General features: G+C 44.8%; 12 protein-coding genes and 2 tRNA genes. 7 read left to right on the forward strand and 7 right to left on the reverse strand.

The window, feature by feature from the left end; translation table 11 throughout:
• Positions 1-92: 92 nt before the first annotated feature.
• Positions 93-1,955, forward strand: a complete 1,863-nt coding sequence (locus HUF13_RS01080; protein ID WP_173473416.1) for a glycoside hydrolase family 9 protein — start codon at positions 93-95, stop codon at positions 1,953-1,955.
• Between the two features lie 216 nt (positions 1,956-2,171).
• On the forward strand, positions 2,172-4,190 hold the full coding sequence (locus HUF13_RS01085; RefSeq protein WP_173473417.1) for a glycoside hydrolase family 9 protein: 2,019 nt from the start codon (positions 2,172-2,174) through the stop codon (positions 4,188-4,190).
• A gap of 118 nt (positions 4,191-4,308) precedes the next feature.
• Here the strand turns inward: HUF13_RS01085 and HUF13_RS01090 are convergent, their stop codons facing one another.
• Both HUF13_RS01090 and HUF13_RS01095 read right to left on the reverse strand, forming a co-directional pair.
• A complete protein-coding gene (locus HUF13_RS01090; RefSeq protein WP_173473418.1) occupies positions 4,309-4,968 on the reverse strand; it encodes a hypothetical protein in 660 nt (219 codons plus the stop codon).
• 182 nt (positions 4,969-5,150) lie between these two features.
• A complete protein-coding gene (locus HUF13_RS01095) occupies positions 5,151-5,963 on the reverse strand; it encodes a PDZ domain-containing protein (protein ID WP_173473419.1) in 813 nt (270 codons plus the stop codon).
• A 326-nt stretch (positions 5,964-6,289) separates the two neighbouring features.
• Between HUF13_RS01095 and HUF13_RS01100 the strand changes: the two genes are divergently transcribed.
• Positions 6,290-10,159 (forward strand): VWA domain-containing protein, encoded by a 3,870-nt coding sequence (locus HUF13_RS01100; protein ID WP_173473420.1) that lies wholly within the window; start codon positions 6,290-6,292, stop codon positions 10,157-10,159.
• Here HUF13_RS01100 and HUF13_RS01105 read toward each other — a convergent pair.
• Positions 10,156-10,713, reverse strand: a complete 558-nt coding sequence (locus HUF13_RS01105; protein WP_173473421.1) for a hypothetical protein — start codon at positions 10,711-10,713, stop codon at positions 10,156-10,158. The genes HUF13_RS01100 and HUF13_RS01105 overlap by 4 nt on opposite strands.
• A 122-nt stretch (positions 10,714-10,835) precedes the next feature.
• On the opposite strand from HUF13_RS01105, the gene rseP reads away from it, so the two are divergent.
• Complete coding sequence (rseP, locus tag HUF13_RS01110) at positions 10,836-12,215, forward strand: RIP metalloprotease RseP (RefSeq protein ID WP_173473422.1); 1,380 nt, start codon at positions 10,836-10,838, stop codon at positions 12,213-12,215.
• 27 nt (positions 12,216-12,242) lie between these two features.
• On the opposite strand, the gene HUF13_RS01115 is transcribed toward rseP, so the two are convergent.
• From HUF13_RS01115 to HUF13_RS01130, 4 genes are all read right to left on the reverse strand, one after another.
• On the reverse strand, positions 12,243-12,608 hold the full coding sequence (locus HUF13_RS01115; RefSeq protein WP_173473423.1) for a cupin domain-containing protein: 366 nt from the start codon (positions 12,606-12,608) through the stop codon (positions 12,243-12,245).
• An 805-nt stretch (positions 12,609-13,413) separates the two neighbouring features.
• Positions 13,414-13,486 (reverse strand) — tRNA-Glu (locus tag HUF13_RS01120).
• Positions 13,487-13,559: 73 nt separating this feature from the next.
• Positions 13,560-14,168, reverse strand: a complete 609-nt coding sequence (locus HUF13_RS01125; protein WP_173473424.1) for a hypothetical protein — start codon at positions 14,166-14,168, stop codon at positions 13,560-13,562.
• A gap of 256 nt (positions 14,169-14,424) precedes the next feature.
• Positions 14,425-14,497: transfer RNA gene (locus HUF13_RS01130), tRNA-Glu, on the reverse strand.
• A gap of 82 nt (positions 14,498-14,579) precedes the next feature.
• Here HUF13_RS01130 and HUF13_RS01135 point away from each other — a divergent pair.
• Genes HUF13_RS01135 through HUF13_RS01145 form a run of 3 tightly spaced genes read left to right on the forward strand, consistent with a single transcriptional unit; the run spans position 14,580 to position 17,920 of the window.
• Entirely contained in the window at positions 14,580-16,139 is a 1,560-nt protein-coding gene (locus HUF13_RS01135) for an ATP-binding cassette domain-containing protein (protein ID WP_304038681.1), read from the forward strand.
• Entirely contained in the window at positions 16,132-16,749 is a 618-nt protein-coding gene (locus HUF13_RS01140) for an isoprenylcysteine carboxylmethyltransferase family protein (RefSeq protein ID WP_173473425.1), read from the forward strand. Before HUF13_RS01135 ends, HUF13_RS01140 begins: the two co-directional genes overlap by 8 nt.
• Positions 16,742-17,920, forward strand: coding sequence for a glycosyltransferase N-terminal domain-containing protein (locus tag HUF13_RS01145; protein WP_173473426.1), 1,179 nt, complete (start codon positions 16,742-16,744; stop codon positions 17,918-17,920). The genes HUF13_RS01140 and HUF13_RS01145 overlap by 8 nt, the downstream gene beginning before the upstream one ends.
• Positions 17,921-17,922 lie beyond the last annotated feature (2 nt).

The raw sequence follows: 17,922 nt of genomic DNA on the forward strand, positions 1-17,922 counted from the left end.
AGCTGTATCCAGTTTTTGCTTTAGATAAGGGGCGTTCCATTTTATTTCGCGATATATTATATAATGACAAGTAATGGAAAGGAGTGTGCCTTATGCAGCTTAAATTTGGTTTGAAACAGTTTATCCCTCTCGCGGCGACTGTGCTTTCGCTCGCTACGGCTGCGACCGCCGCAACTGCTTACATCAACCAAGTCGGTTATCGTACTTCGGATCCGAAGGAATTTGCCTTGACCGAAGGAAATGGTGATATCGAAATTGTAGATGCTGCAGGCCAGACCGTTCTCAAGGTCTCTCCGAAAGCCGCTTCTTATTGGAATCCCGGTGCAGTGAATGTGCAACTGGTTGATATTTCTGAATTGAAGACTCCGGGAACCTACAGCATAAAGCAAGGCGGTCAAGTTCTGCGTTCGGACTTGAAAATTGCAGATAAAGTTTTTGAAGATGTCGCCAAGGCTTCGCTCAAGTGGTACTATTATCAGCGAGCATCCATGGCTTTGGAAGAAACGTATGCGGGGCAGTGGAAACGCGCTGCGGGCCACACGAATGCAACTGTGGAACTTCATAAATCTACAGGTGCTTCGGGAACAATCCAGTCGAGCAAAGGTTGGTATGATGCTGGCGACTATGGCCGCTACATTGTGAACTCGGGCATTACGACTTACACGCTCCTTTCGCTTTACGAACATTTCCCGGAATACTTCAATACGTTCAAGTGGAATATCCCGGCTGAGGGAACGCTTCCGGATTTGCTTGCCGAAATCAAGTACAATCTTGATTGGATGTTGACGATGCAAGCGTCTGATGGTATGGTCTACCACAAGCTTTCAACGCTTCAGTTTCCGGGCGATGTGATGCCTGTGAAAGATACGGAAAAACTTTATGTTATCGGTAAAGGAACTGCTGCGACGCTTGATTTTGCTGGCGTGATGGCTGCTGCATACCGTGTGTATAAGCCGTTTGATGCAACGTATGCAACTCAATGCCTTGAAGCGGCCAAGAAGGCTTATGCTTGGGCTCTCCAGAATCCGAAAGTTGCTTTCTACAATCCGATGGATGTGGCTACAGGTTCTTATAGCGATGGCGAATTCTCTGATGAATTTGCTTTTGCTGGCATGGAATTGTTTATCTCTACAGGGGATGCTTCGTACAAGCCGGCGATTGATGAAAATAAAATAAATATTGTCCCGGCATGGCCTGAAATGTACGGCCTTGCGCTTTATGGTGCTGCGACTCATGCGACTGAAGTGGGGGCCGATGCCGAAAAAGCTAAGTCGATGCTTTTGAGTTTTGCAAATGAATTTGTCCATGAATCATCGAAAGGTTTTGGCGTTGTAATCTCGAACGATGATTTTGTCTGGGGTTCCAATGCTGTTGCTGGCAATCAGGGCGTATTCCTCCTTTATGCTTACTACATTACGGGCGAGCAGAAGTATTACGAAGCCGCCAAAAAGGTATTGGATTATTTGCTTGGAAAGAATCCTCTTGACATGTCTTTCTTAACTGGTTTTGGAACGAAGTCGCCGATGATGCCGCATCATCGCCCGAGTACAGCGGATAAAATTACACCCCCTATCCCGGGAATGCTCGTGGGTGGTCCACAGCCTGGTGGTGAAGATATTGGTTCGCAGTCTTGGGAATGCAAGGATTACAAGACGGGGGTTCCTGCGACTTCTTATATCGATAACCGTTGTAGCTATGCTACAAATGAAGTGGCGATTAACTGGAATGCTCCATTTGCATATGTTGCTAGCGCGCTTGAAGCATTGAATGCTGGCTACGCCCCGTCTTTTGCTGTTCCGGGTGTTGCTAAGGGTGGCACTTCGGCAATCAGGCCTTCGATTGCGAGAAATCGCGTGTCGGTGGAAAAGGCTCCGCGTCTGCGCTTTGACGATCAGAAAGTATTCATCGAAAAGAACGACAAGCGCTTTGACCTTAAAGGCCACCGCGTGAAATAATCGAATGTTCCCGACGAGGGATCTTCTTAAACGAAAAATTTCCATATTCATAGAATGCAAAGCGACGCCCTGGTTTCGGGGCGCCGTTTTTTTTGTGAAAAACGTTGCGTGAACACTTGCTACAGTATTTTTAGAATTGCATCGGCAAAGGGTAGTATATTTCCCGTAACGGCTCTATATTATATGGGGTAAATTCAAGCACTTTTTAAAGTGAGGATGTTTGTGAAAAATCATGCGATAAAGTCCGTTGCGCTTGCTGCGCTTTTTGCGGTTCCTTCCTTTGCTGCGACCGCTTACATCAACCAAATCGGTTATCGTCCGGGCGACTTCAAGGAATTAGCTCTTGTCGATGCAAATGGCAATGTGGATTTCGTGAATGCTGCCGGTCAGGTTGTGCTCTCTGTCACACCGAAGGCTGCCTCATATTGGGATGCGAGTGGTCAAAATGTCCAGCTCGTCGATTTTTCGAAGCTTTCTGAAGCTGGCAAGTACAGCATCAAAGTGAATGGCAATGTGCTCCGTTCCGATCTCGTTGTGAAATCGCAAACATACGAAGATATTGTCAAGGCTTCTATCAAGTGGTTCTATTACCAGCGTGCATCCATGGCCTTGGAATCGCAATACGCGGACAAGTGGGCTCGTGCGGCCGGTCACACAAATGCTACTGCAGAACTCCATAATTCTACAGGAGCTTCGGGTACAATCCAGTCGAGCAAGGGTTGGTACGATGCTGGTGATTATGGCCGTTACATTGTAAACTCGGGCATTACAACTTACACGCTTCTCTCTCTTTACGAACATTTCCCGCAGTATTTCAATACGCTCAAGTGGAACATCCCTGCCGAAGGTTCGCTCCCGGATTTGCTTGCCGAAATTAAGTACAATCTCGATTGGATGCTTACGATGCAAGCTAGCGATGGTGGCGTTTATCACAAATTAACATCTCTTGGATTCCCGGGCGATGTAATGCCTGCTCAGGATAACTCCAAGCTTTATGTTATCGGTAAAAGTACTGCGGGTACGTTTGACTTTGCGGCTGTGATGGCAATGGCTTCTCGTATTTACAAGCCTTTTGATGCCTCTTATGCGTCTACATGCCTCAATGCAGCCAAGAAGGCTTTCGCTTGGGGTCAGCAGCATCCGAATCAGAATTATCTTGCTAATCCGTCGGATGTTTCGACTGGTGCTTATGAAAATGACAACCCGAATGATGAAAAAGTTCTCGCTGGTACGGAACTCTACATCACGACTGGCGATGCTTCTTACAAACAGTCCGGTTCTTCGGAATACGTTTCTTACTGGGGCGATGTCATGGGCCTTGCCACTTACGAAAAGGCGACGCATCAGTCTCAGTTTGGTGGCGATGCTAATGAAGCTAAGCAGAAAATTTTGGGCACTGCCGATAACTTTGTCAATCGCGCCGAAAAAGGATTTGGCGTTGTGATGGCTAAGGATGACTTTGTTTGGGGCTCGAATTCCGCTGCTGCAAATCAGGGTGTTTGGCTGTTGCATGCTTACTACCTCACCGGCGAACAGAAGTATTACAAGGCTGCTGTTAAGGCTCTCGATTACTTGCTTGGCAAGAATCCGCTCGATATGTCTTTTGTAACGGGTTACGGCACGAAGTCTCCGAAAATGCCGCACCACCGCCCGAGTACTTCAGATAACATAGAAGACCCGATTCCGGGTATGCTCGTGGGTGGCCCGCAGCCGGGCGGCGAAGATGTTGGCTCTGCCGCAGAATGGAAGTGCGCTGATTACCGTACAGGTCAGGCCGCAACTGCTTATACTGATCAGCGTTGCAGTTATGCCACGAATGAAGTTGCGATTAACTGGAATGCTCCGCTGGCTTATCTCGCTGGTGCTATCGAAGCTATCAACGCGGGTCATGCTCCTGAATTTGCGGCAGCAGGCGTTGCCAAGAATGATACTCCGGCTTCTAGCTCTTCTGTCGCGTCGAGTTCTTCTGCTGTGCCGTCGTCTTCGTCAAGCGTTCCGCAGAGTTCGTCTTCTGTAGTTCCTGCAAGTTCTTCTTCGTCGATTGCCGGGCCTGATATGTCGAGCTCGTCTGCAAATGTCGAATCTTCAAGTTCGCAGGGAACAAATGCAATTCATGCACCGATTGAATCTAGAATTGTACGCTCTCAGCAACCGCGCTTCCGCTTTGATGGTCACTCGCTCTTCATCGAAAAGAATGGCAAACGCTTTGACTTGAATGGCCACCGTGTTAAGTAATGTAGTACATGGTATGGCTTTCGCCTTGTGACCGTTTTTGAGCTTGTCAAAAGAATCTCGTGTTCAAATAATGCAAAACGACGCTCCGTAAGGAGCGTCGTTTTCCTTTGAATTCAAATTAATACTCGATATAATAATTCGGCTTTTTCGTAAAGTATCTACCTTTGGCATCTCGGTTATGCTTTGGCGCCTTTGAGGGAATGCTTGCTCTGTTGTTTTTGGGTGAAGATATTGGCTCTGAATTAAGGAAATATTCTCCATAAACGAGAGCTTTTTGTCGTGTGTTTTCGCCGGCGTAACATGTATCATTCAATACGGCCGCGTAATTTTTAATGCTGATTTTGTCGCCTTTTTTGGCGTCCAGGTTTTTTGGGATAAAGACGCGCTGGGCTTTAAAGTTGTTGAGCATGGCGGAATCGTTACCCGTGGGAAGATTTACGGTGCGATTGCTGATGCCGATTGCTTTCATTTGCGTGGTCTTGTGGTCGACAACTCCTGTCACGGGAACAGATGTGACTTGACCGTATAAATTAGGGATGCGAGTGTAATTCTCGAAAACGGAATCAATTGTACCGCTGACGTCAATCGAAAAACGCAACCGTTCGAATGTAGAATCTTTGACGAAATAAAAAACTTCAAAAAAGTTTTCTTCTGAGACACTTATAAAACCAGTGTGGTCGATGGTTTCGCAAATAATTATGTCTGAAACGTTGGGCTTGTTTTCTTGCGCTGAAACAAGAACTCCTAAAAGGAAAAGTAAAATGGATAAATGTTTCATTTGCTGTCTCGCCTCTGATGAAAGTTTGTTATTAATATAAATAAATAAAGGACGAAATTTTTTTACTAAAAGTATTTTGAATGGATGATTGTCTGATTTGAGAAAAAATGAATACAATAAACCTAGGCTTTTTGCGTTGAAGCTCAAAGCCTAGGCTGCTTTATTTTGTGTGGAGAAAATTTTTATTTCAGAGTTACGACTGTTCCGCTTGTGCTGCTATTGTGGTCAATAGACACTGTGTAGCTTCCGTTAGGAACTTTTTCGCCGTTCCATGAAATGGTGTTGTAGCCCGCCTTTGCGTCTTTTAAGCTGAATTGGGCGATTTGCTTGCCGTCAACGTTGGTGATGGTGACTGTTGTCTTGCCGGCTTCCTTCAAATCGAACGCAATGCTTTTGCGGTCGAAGCTCTTTAATGCAGCAATGTTATTTGAAATTGGTTTCGCGGCGGTTCTTTTTACCGGAGTTGCTTTCGATTTTTCTGCGTAAATGCCGTCCAAGTTGGCAGCAGATGTTGCTTCCTTATCTTGGAGTACGGCGCCTTTTTGAAGAACGGCTAGAAGTTTCTTATCGCCTTCAGTAGCTGTTGCGTATGTTTCAATTTCGCTAGAATTGAGCTCTTTCTTGTCGCCGTACCAGTTTTCGATATCCTTCTGGTCGAGAGATTTGACCGTGATTTGAACGCGAGAAAGAATGGTCGAGTATGTTTCTCCGTTGCTCACGTATGTCACTTCTATGGGCTTGTTTTTGGGACCGCGAAGCATTTGCTTTGTGTCTTCAACGGATTTCCCCTTAAGCGAAATGCCGTCAACCGCAATAATCTTGTCGCTGATTTGAAGCTTGCTATCGGCAGCGGGGGTGTTGGGGATGATGTCAAGAATCTTGACACCATCGTTTTCTTGCTGGAAAGAAATACCGATTCCCCCGAAGCTTTCGTTTGCCATTGCAGCGCATGCTGAAATGATTGTGGTGAAAACGACTTTATTGAGTTTATTCATTTTTGCTCCCTTTTTATGGTGTTTTGAATAAATTTAGATTATAACAATAAATGCGAACTTTGTGATAAAGCTCTATTCTCATTCGCTGCTCTGTGATTGATTAACTTGATGTACAATTGGAAATCTTTAATTTGATTTCGAATAATGTATTTTTTATAAGCTAATCTGAATTTTAGATAATAAGATAATAAAAATTTCAAAAATATTGTTTGTATTTTTTTAAATAAATTTTTACATAAATTTTTAAGTATTTATGACAAACTTGTAAAATTTATAGTAAATTTTTAGTCTCTATCACTTACACTTATATTTTTGGAGGTGGATTAATGAAAAAAATAACCTGCGTGGTTGCTTTTTCTGCTGCGTTTTTGTTTGCAGGGAAGAGCCCGTTTAGTATGGTTCGTACGGTGGCATGGGATGCAAATGGCCAACCGTCTGAAGAAGCTGTTGACTTGACAGTTTGTCTTGAACAAACTCCTGTTCAGGGAAGCTCTAGCCCGGCTAAATCTAGAGAACGCTATGAAAATATTATCAAGTATTGGGCTGACGGCTTGTATGAAATGTCCAATGGCGGTAACTATTTGGGCAATATCAGAATCTTTACGGGAACCACGAATCCTAAGGGCTGTGACGTTCAGTGGCGTATTTTGAACGAATGGCCTCGCGCTAGAGTTGCCGGGTTTAACTCTCCGTCTGGAAACTTGATTGTATCGGATGCATGGGTTTCGGGTGACCCGACTTATGAATTCCGTACAAATGATGCTATGCAGCAGTTCCACTTTGGTATGACGCTTACTCATGAATCGATGCATTATCTATATGGGCTGAGCGACGAATATGGGACTGTGTCTTTTATTCCGGATCCATCGGACTTCTATAATAACGTATCCGTTTCTGCAGATCCGTCAACGGATAGAATCCGAATTAATGTATTCTCGGATGGATCTTATGAATCAAGCTCGTTGGACGCACTCCATAACGGACAGCAAATCTATTTTGTCCCGAATGGTGGCTCGATTCCGTCCGGAACATGGACGGCTCCGACAAGTTCTGTATGGCTTGCTAATGGCTATATGACCATTGATGAACTTGAATGGGCGCAGGATGGCTCTCCTTCTGTATCGTTCACCTTGAAAAATCCTAGTGGAAACAAGGTGAATATTACAAGTGCCGGTAGCGGAAATTGGGGAGTTTCTTTGCCTAGAGCTGCTGGTGCTACGGCACATACGATTCAAAATACGCAATGGCCTTTGGGCTATTTCAAGTTTGGTGCATGCGGAAGTGGCGCTGCAATTCCGTGGCAGTGGGCCAACTTGAGCACTAAATTTAATTTCAATTCTAATTCGATGCAGGGTGTAACGTATAAAAATGCAAATAGCAAATCGTTCTCTGGATGGGAAACGGTTGTGTCTAATCCTGTCAACGATGTGATTTACAAGTCTTGGGGCGGATGGAACCGTTTCTGGTTCAAGTCTCTTATCAATAGAGCTCCGAAGGCTAATGACCGTTACGTGACCAAATCGCACTATCTCAATTATAATGATAATACGGGAACATGGGATGCAAGCCATGCTACATGGTACGAAGCTGGTTATTGCAATACAAAAAATGTTGAATTGCCTTATATGAAGGTTGAACTTGCCGGTAAAACGGAAGCTCAATATATTAAGGAAACTCGTAAGCATTTGAATATCATGTGGATGGATGGCGTGAAGACCGAAATTATCGTGGTCTTGGATCATTCAGGAAGTATGAATTCGAATAAGAAAATGGAACAGGCTCAACTTGCTTCTAAGTATGTAGCGACCGGATTCTTGGGATCTGGATCTGGCTATAGTGCAAGTAACGTAAGTGTTGGCGTTTTTGCGTTTAACCAAAATGTTTCTGAAGTGTATCACCTTAAGAGTAATCCGAATAAGAATGACATTTACAGTGCTATCACGGGTGTGTCTGCTGGCGGTACTACTGCTATGTTCGATGCTATTGGTACGGCTTTGAACGCCTTTACAAGCAATCAGTCTAGCTTGAAGATGTTGTATGTTATTTCTGATGGCTTGGATAATGCAAGCTCGAAGATGAATAGTCAGAAAGTTATTGAATTGTCCAAGTCAAAGAATGTGGCGATACATACATTCGCGTATGGATCCGATGCCGATAAAAATGTGTTGGCTCTTATGGCCGCTGAAACAGGTGGCACCTTCTACGACCAGCAAGCAAATCTGGTGTTGAATGCTAATGCAGCAACGGCTTCTGTGCTTGCTAACTCCGTGGGTGTTGAACAGATTGCAGCTGCTGTCTTGAGTAACTCTGCAACGTCTTCAAATATTTATGTTCCGAGAAAAGTGGGCAGAGTGCGTATTTACGGTTCCTATACGGGCTCCGTGCAATCGAACCCGATTGCCGTGAAGTCTAGCAATGGTACGAACCTTACGTTTAGCAAGGAAACATTTACTTTGAATAATGTGAATTACTTTATTGCAGAAGTGGATTCGACTACCTTGCAACAGAATTCTACGTCGATGATTAAAATCAAAAATAATATGTCGTCGCAGAACGTTGACTTTAGAATGTTGGCATTTGAAAAACGCGCTACTTATGGCATGAGCATTGGCATGAAGCCGGAAGCTCCTTACAAGTGGCCGGAACAGGCTAGCTTTACGGCATCGGTTGCTGGAAAGGATGGTATCCTTGCTGGTGTTACTGCCACGGGTAAGTTGACCGCTCCTAATGGCACTACTTCGCAGTTTAATCTTTATGACGATGGTACGCATGGCGATGCCCTGGCTGGTGACGGTGTTTACTTTGGCTATTTGCCGAATATCATGTCTAATGGTTCATACCAGTGGGAAGTCTCCATTTCGAATAAGCAGAAAAAAGCTTACACGGTGAAGAGGGGTACTAGTCTTCCGGATTCCATCGCCTTCGTGAAGAAGACGGATACGAACCCGTTTGAAGTGATTCGCAATGGTCAGTTTGTTGTGAGCGATTGCTGCACGGAAAATGACGTAACTACGATTCAACCGGAAGTTTCTGTTTCTGGCTTCTTGCAGCAGGGTACTGATGAAGATAAGTTTAAGATTGTGGGCACCAAGTCTTCTAAGAGCTATTCTTTGGTCTTGCAATCGGCAAATCTTTCTTCGATTGAAAAGGTTGAAGTATTTGATCAGCGTGATATGAATACACCGTTGTATTCTGCAAATGTTATTGCAAATACAAAAGATAGGAATATATTCTCTTTGAGCTCTACGTTGGCTGCTCCTGGAAATATTATTGTTGTCAGTGGAACGCATTCTGCCGGCGCAAGCTATAACTTGCTTTTGCTTGAAGCTGAAGGTGCTTCGTTTGAAATTGGCCGTTTCGAAAATATTGCCGATTGGCATTCTGACAACTCTACTATCGCACTTGATGGAAATATTAAGAGCGAAGGCTCGTATAGCCTCTCGACAGTTTCTGGATGGAAGATTATCGAAAGCCGTAGCATTTCGACCACTGACTTAAAGGTTATCGGTGACAAGATGAGCTTGAACCTCTATGTTCCTGCTTCTTCTCAAAACCAGTATTGGTTGGGCACGGTTGAATTGTGGGTCAATGTTCCGTCTGCAAACAAGAGAATTCAGTTAGGCTCGAATGCCACGATTCAGTCCTCGTTTAACGCATGGACGACGTATGAGTTTACAGTTCCGCAGCAGGCTTTGGCTTTGCTCTCTGAACTGCATGCTGATGTTCGTTTCCAGATTGTGCTGAACTCCGCAGATTCCATTTGGGTCGATGATTTGCACTTCTCGGGTAACTTGATTGAAAACGATGTGGAAACAATTGATTTGCAGTGCCCAGGACAGCCGGGTTGCTCTTCTTCGAATCCGATTCGTTTGTCTGTCGATGGCTCCGTTGTTGTCTCTGCGACGGGTACCGTGTGGATTGAAGTTGTCGATTTCCCGCAGAATTGGACTCCGGCATCTTTGAAGATCAGCCTCTATGCTTTGGATGGCGCTCCGCTGTCGGGCAAGCTCGTGTATTCCAACACGACTTATCAGTTGACGGATTGGGATTTCTCGAAAACGTTTAATTACGCATCGGGGAGCCGCTATGTGTTCAAGTTGACGAACCTTGAAGGACGCCCGTTCCGCATGAATGCTTGGGTGTCCGGACAGTCGATGAACTTGGCATTTAACGGTAACTATGACGTTGTGTTTTAATCCTTCTTGAATTTGCCAAATACAAAAGCCTTTTGACGACTTTTTACCCCTGCATAGCAGGTGTCGTTCAAAAAGGCTGAGTAGTTGGTGATGGAAATATGATCCCCGGCGTTTACGTTCATTGTTTGGGGAATGTAAATCCGCTGGGGATCAAACTCCTTTAGCATTAGCGAATCGGCTTCATCTGAATTGGAAACTTTGTAGTCTTTTACTGAAATAACTTTCATTCGATTGATTGTATTTTTGGAAGACTCGGTGTTGGTAATTCCAATGATGGGGAGGCCGATTTTTTTTCCGTTGATATCTTGTAATGTTGCGTTGTTATCGACTGTACTTATAATTCCGTCAATAGAAATGGAATGTGGAACGTTAAAAATAGAGTTGTTCTTTAAATTGAAAAACAAGTCGTTAAAAGTTTTTTCGTTGATTTCGACAAATCCAGAATGGCTTATGTCGTAACAGATGATTGTATCTACGGGTTTGAGTTCTTGTTGTGAAAATGCAGAGATTCCAAAGATTAGCACGCAACAGAGTGTGTTTGCAAAGTATTTCATTTTTTAACCTTGGTAGATGTATTCTTTTTTAAAATAGCAAACTTTGCGCAAAAAGTCGAAAAAGTTTATTTTTTACATGTTTGCAATATTTTTGCTCGTTATAGGTTTTCTAAATTGACAACATGATATCTAGTATTTTGAACAATTTGTTGATGTTTGTCTTGGGGCTGTTGGCCCTGAGCTTCCTTGTGACCATCCATGAACTGGGGCATTTTATTGTCGCCAAGTGGAACAAGGTCAGGGTGAATACCTTCTCGGTGGGATTTGGCAAAAAGCTTTTCCGCTTCAAAAAAGGCGAAACCGAATACTGCATCTCGGCAATTCCCTTTGGTGGTTATGTGGCGATGGCGGGTGAAAATCCCGATAGCATTGAAGGGCAACAACCCTCGCAAGATGATTTCTTGGGGAAGTCCGTGGGGGCGCGCGCCGCAATTGCATTTGCTGGCCCCTTCGTCAATATCGTCTTTGCTTTTATCCTCTTGATTTTCCTCTACATGGTCGGCGTTCAGGAACCCGACAACAAGAGCCTCATCATTGGCTTTGTAGCAAAAAATTCTTCTGCTGAAATGGCGGGCATCCGGCCGGGTGATACGATTACTGCAATCAATGGCAAGGAAACGCAAGGGTGGGATGATTTTCGCGAACAAATTGGCGTGAGCCTCGGTGCCGATGTCATGCTCGAAGTGCATCGCGGTGGTGAACCGCTTGCCATCAAGGTCGTTCCGCAAGAACTCGTAATCCCCGCTATGGACTCGATATCCGATCCCATCAAGATGGGCATTGGCGATATCGGCATTTATCCGCGCAATCGCGTTATCGTGCGCCTGCCACCCAAGGAAGGCTCTGCTGCTCAAAAGGCGGGCATCATGCGCGGCGATACTATTTTCGAAATCAATGGCGAACACATTTCGCGTTACGAAGACGTTGTCCGCTTGATCGATGGCTCCAAAGGAGCCGAAGTCAGCGTGACGCTCATGCGCAGTGGCGAAAAGGTTAACGTGAAAATGACTCCAGCCTACAGCGAAGAATTCAAACGCTACATCGTCGGAATCCAGATGGGGTATGTGATGTTCAGCGAAACGCATCTTGTGCGCCGCGGCCCGATTGAAGCTTTCGAAAAAACTTGCGCCACAAGCTGGAAAATGACCACGAGCATATTCCGTTACTTCAAGCGTTTGTTCCAAGGACAAGTTAAAGTCGATGCTTTCTCTGGCCCGGTATCCATTGTCGCCGTGATGGGTAACGTATGGATGAGCGGCTTTCAGGATTTCTTGATGCTCCTTGCGCTCATCAGCATTAACTTGGGCGTAATGAACCTGCTCCCGCTTGCAATTACGGATGGCGGCCTGCTGATGTTCCTCGGAATTGAAAAAATACGCGGGAAACCGTTGAGCCTTAAAACTCAATCTATTATTCAAAATGTCGCCGCCGCTTTCTTCATCAGCTTCTTCGTGTTCATCACGATACTGGACTTCGGCAAAATTTCGCTCTTCTTGAAATAAAAATTGGCGGCCTTGAGCCGCCTTCTTTTATCTCTCGTGCATGTACGCGTATGCGAAATTCATCGGTGGCGTACTTATGGAAATATATTCGAAAATTTCGGAACCCAGATTCTTGAGACCGTGAATTTCCTTTTCCGAAAAACGGACGACATCGCCAGCCTCAAACGGCACTTCCTTGTCGTCAGCCAACAAGAGAACGCCATGCCCGTTGATGGCGACCCAGACCTGTTCCGATGTATAGTGCTTGTGACGCGGCTGCTCCGCTCCCGGCATTACAGAAACCTTCGTGACCGAAACCTTTCCTGACCTGCTATTGTCGGGTGTAAGCAACTGTGCTGATTCCACACCGGGATTGCACAAAACTCTAATATCGTAATTTTTGATTAGTTCCATTTTTTAGCGTTATACGTCCACAAACTTGTGATTGACAATGGGCTCGCCGCGTTCGCATTTTGCGCCGCAACGTGTGCAAAAGATAGTTCTTTATTGAACCTATCGAGCATGACGTGCCTGCAATTCTTGCGATTTCGGAGAGTTTTTTGGCAGAAGAGGGGGAGGAGTGGACCGCAAAAAAAAGTAAAACTGAAGCAATGATGGCCTTTTTTCATAAAATTTGAATGGAATTTATACGAAAAAGTGGTGATTTTTAGCACTTTTATGGTCAAAAAATGAATTTTTGTAATAAAAATGTATTCTTTTGAAAAAATTATGCTATATTTTCTTACGTGAACGTATCAGAGGGGAGCTTTGATTAGTTTGCATATTTGCAAGCACAATTCAGCTTTTAAATGAAATAAACGTCACGAGACAAGGAACCGTAAATACGGTTTTGGTGTATTTGGAGTTTATTCAAGAAGTCTCTCATTCCAACTCGTAAATTATTGTCGCCCTCAATTTGAGGGCGACTTCCCGTTTATGGAGGTTGCATGCTTGCTTGTAGTAACAAAAAAAGACCAATCTTGCAGTTGATCTTTTTTATACCCTGTGATGTGGTTTGCGGTTAAAAAAAGACCCATCTTTCGATGAGTCTTTTTATACCCTGTTTGCGGTTGGCTTGTGGGTATAAAAAAAGAACCCAACTAACGTGGAGTTCTTTTATACCTTAAAAAGGTTGAAAAAAAGCCCAACCTAACGGTTGAGCTTTTTATACCTTGTGATGCGGTTAAAAAAAAGACTCATCTTTCGATGAGCCTTTTTATACCCCCAAGCGGTTTCGAACCGCTGTTGCGGGAATGAAAATCCCGAGTCCTGGGCCACTAGACGATAGGGGCGTTTTGTGTGGAGACAAATATAGAATTTTATAGAATAATGTCAAGGGGGGATTACGAAATTTTTTTGAGGCTCTTATTTTTTTAATCTAAGGTTATTCTTTTCTGCAATTTCGATAATTTTCTTTTGTAATTCCAAGTAGTCTTTTTCGCTCGTCATGGAGTGAAATTCTGATTTTAACTTTCGGTATTCTTTTTCCTCGATGGCTGGGGATATAATTTCAATGTTTGATAAGGTTTTGGCTGTTGTTTCGGTTATGAATGTGGTTTTTAAAATGCTGAAAACGCTGGATGTGAGTCCAATAAATACGCTTGTCCAAAAAATAAATGGCCATCTTTTTTTTAGCTTGGGTGGTTTTTGTAGGTTTACATAAAGTTTAATTAGATATGCAAATACTATTATAAGAACAATTGAGAGAAAATTATCTATTTGAAGTGATGGACTTTTATAAAAACCGTTGGAGACGCTTTGGTAAACAGAGTCAGTAAAATTTGATGATATGAGTTTGGAAAAATAAAATGCTTTTTTTGATAACCATGAAATGAATGGTGAAATAACGCTTTCCCATAGGCCACTTCCGAGTGCTCCTAAAATTATGACTCCGAATATGCTCAATAGTCGTTTAAAGTAAAATTGCGTTGTTTTTGGTGTATTTGTATCTTCTGTTGGTGTGTTGTTTTCCATAAGAAACTCTCTTTTAAATAAGAGGTTGAAATTTATTTGGATTTGTAATGAGACAATGCTGAAAAAATAGGTGTTATTTAGATAAATTAATTTATTGTGTCAAGGGGGAGGTTCGATTTTTTGTCGAGAGAATAGAGCGTCGGCCAAGGATGGGGAGGGTGCAGGGAGGGGCCCGTGCGGCCTTCGCAACTCCGAGCTGGGGCCCCGCCCGCAAGAAAAACAAAAAAAGAGCCCAACTTACGTTGAGCTCTTTTTATACCCCCAAGCGGTTTCGAACCGCTGTTGCGGGAATGAAAATCCCGAGTCCTGGGCCACTAGACGATAGGGGCGTTTTAGTGTGCGCCAAATATAGATGTTTCTAGAAAAATGTCAAGGGTTTTTGCTTGATTTTTTTATTTTTCCCTCGTGATTTTGAAAAAAAGGTTAAAAAAGATACTTTGGCGCGGCATTTTCCGCTTTTTGCCGGTGGCGCTTTTGGCGAGTGCTGCGGATGCCGCTTTGCTTTGGGGTATCCGTTCGTTCATGGAGATCCTTCAGGGCGAGGCCGTTTTTTCGCTTGTGCAATGGCTGGGGTTGATGGTTATCCTTTCGGTGCTCCGCTTTGCGTTTTTCGTCTGGAAAATGAACGTTTCTGAAAAGTGGCTTTTCGGCGTGGGCGCTTACGTGATGGCGTGGTTCTTGCATACGTTGCGGGCTCTTTCTCCGCGCGTTTTCCACACGCCGGAGGGTGAGGCTAAAGTCGAGGCCGCGTATGAATCGACGCTTGTTTTGCAAACGAATGGTGGCGTGTTTTTCCAAGCGGTTCAGGCCGTTCTCCAGTTACTCGTGTTTTTGCCTGTTCTCTTCTATATATCATGGCCCTTAACGTTGTTCCTTTTTGTCGTTGTTGTTCCGCTGGTGAGCTGGATGCAGCGCTGCTTGCATAAGATGGGGCCTGCCGAAGAAAGTATTTTGAATGAACGTTCCGCTTTTCGCAGTTCGCTTTATCTTGCGCGTAAAATTTTCCGCCGTTGGAGTTCCCGCTTTGAACGTAAGGAAGTTTCAGATGATTTAATGGCTCAGGTGCGTGACCTTAGAGACGATGGTCTTGATGTGTCGCTCCGCAAAGGTGTGCTTTCGTTGGTGGCGGAATCGGTGTCGGTCTTGGCGATGGTTTTTGTGCTTGCGTTCTGTGCTCTTTTGATTTCGAAAGGCTGGATGGATGGAACCGGGCTTGTGCTGTTTTGTTCGGCGGTTCTTCTTTGTTACAAACCTGTAAAAGAATGTGCCCGCGTGATGCCGCAGGCGCGTTCGGCGATGAGTGCGCTTAGCGTTTTGGAAAAATTCGAAGCGCTTCCTTCGAAAAAAACGGATTCGGGTTCGGTGGAACATGTTTGCGTTCCGGCTGCGGAAAGCTTGGAAATTGTGCATGGCGATTTCTCGTACGAAGGTGCCTTTGAAACGCTTTTCAGCAATTTTTCGCTCTGCTGGAATATGAAAAAGCCGGTGCTTGTCCGCGGTCGGAATGGCGTAGGCAAATCGACGCTGTTGCGTTTGCTGGCTGGACTTGAAGATTGGGATCATGGTAAAATTATCTGTAGTTTGCCGTTCAAAAACAGCGTATTTTTTGTGGCGCAGGATTTAGAATTGCCTCCGCTTCACTTGTTGAAAAAGCTTCTTGCACAGACGAATTCTGCTGCTGTTGTTGAATTTGCGCGAGCTGCTCGTGCAGATAAAATTATGACCAAAGAGGGAATGTCGGGCGGGGAACGCGCGCGTGTTGCGTTGGCGTGGGCGCTCGCTTCTGATAGCTCGATGGTTTTGCTTGATGAACCTTTTGCATCTGTTGCTCTTGTCGATCGAGAACCGCTGTTGACGGCGTTCCTGGATACGGCCGAGCTTTTGCATAAATGGGTTGTTCTCGTGAGTCACGATGTTTTATCTCGTGAATTGGAACAACGTTTTGATGTTGTGGAGATGGATCATGTTTAGTGCGAAAAGTAATGTTTCTACTTTATTGTATCGTTTTCGAGGGAATATTTTGGGGGTTATAGCCATTGCGCTTGCGCTTGCTCCGCCCAGTTTGTTGCCTGATGAATTGTATATAAATAATTGTATCGCAGGTATGTTAATTGCGCTCTTGCTTTACATCGTTAGTGCGTTTTTGCGTGTGCAAACGCGGCGATATATTGGCGAACATACTCGTGGAAAAGTTCATGCGGCAGATTCTTTGGTGACTAGCGGCCCTTACGCTCACGTGCGTCATCCGCTATATATATCTAATACCGGCTTTGCACTTGGAATTGCGTTTTTCCATTTGGGTGTTTCGTTTTGGGTTGTCCCGTTTATGTTTGTCGTGATTGTGTTTGAAGTGGCGCTTTCGCAAATCGAAGATATGTTTTTGGAACAGAAATTTGGCGATGATTGGCGCGCTTGGGCTTCGAAAACTCCGGCGATTTTTCCGCGTTTGGGTGATGCAAAACACGTTCTTCCGCAAAGAACCTTTTGGCAAGCTTTTTTTGCAGATTCTTCTACGTGGTTGTGGCTATTGTTTTGTAATTTATTATTGGTATTGAGAAAGGTGGCTTATTTCTATGTTTAAGGTCTTGGACATTGCGCGTGAAGCTTTAGGTTCTGTAGCCAAAGTTGCAGCCAAGGTTCCTGTTATAGAAAATAAGTACCATGTGAAAAATCGCTTGCGTGGCCCGTGGCCTAAGGGTCCGTTCCTTTGGATGCATGGTGCAAGTCTTGGCGAGTGCAAGATGCTTTTGAATGTGGCGAAGTTCCTCAAGGAAGATTTGCCGAATTGCCCGCGTCTTTTGGTGACAACGCAAAAAGTCGAAGTGCTCTCGTATATCAAGGATTCCGGAGTCGATGTAGCTGCGTGTATTGCGCCTGCCGATACGCCTGCGACGATGAAAGGTTTTATTTCGGCGGTGAGGCCGCTCGGGCTTGTTCTTGCTGAAAATGAACTTTGGCCGGGGTATCTTTCTTCGATGTTGCGGATTTCAATGCGTCCATCCGTGGCTGTTATTTCGGGACGTTTCCATAGGGCGATTCCTGGAATGGATTATTCGGCGATTGGTTTTGCGAGTATGCAGACTGGGTCGGATCTTTCTCGATTTTTTAGCGTCTCTGCGCGGTCGAACAATTCCCGGATGATGATTGGCGGCGACTGGAAGCTTTTGCCGTGGGTGCGCTCGGGCGAGGCAATTGTAGCTCCAGAAAACCCGACTGTCGATACTTCGTTTATCTCGATGCACATTCAGGAATGGCCGAGCCTTGGTCGCATGGTTGATTCTTCGGTCAAGCGCGATGAAGCTGTGGTGCTTGTGCCGCGTCGTCTCTCGGAAGTGGCTGGTTTCCGCAAAGTGCTGCGTGAACAGAATGTTGCAGTGGTCGATTGGCCTAAAGTGCAGAAAGGCGCTGTTTCTATTGTTTCGCAGTTTGGCGTGACGAAGGATGTTTTTGCGATTTCGAAATCGGCGGTTGTGGGGGGTTCGTTTGCTCGTGGCCTTGGCGTCCATGATTTTTGGGAACCTCTCCAGCGGGGTGTTGCGACTTGTGTTGGACCGTTTGCCGAAGGGCAAAAGGAAACGGTAACGACACTTGTTCGTGAAGGTGTTATCGCTCAGTTGCAATCGGTGGATGATTTTTCTCAGCGGAGCAGGCCCGATGTTCGCTTGGTGCAGACATTCCTGGCTCATGAAAGTGCTAAGATTAGCGATTCGTACCAGCAATTGATTGAATTTTTGAAAAATTTGTTAAAGTAAAT

The sequence above is a fragment of the Fibrobacter succinogenes genome, from assembly GCF_902779965.1.
GTDB classification, from domain to species: Bacteria; Fibrobacterota; Fibrobacteria; order Fibrobacterales; family Fibrobacteraceae; genus Fibrobacter; species Fibrobacter succinogenes_F.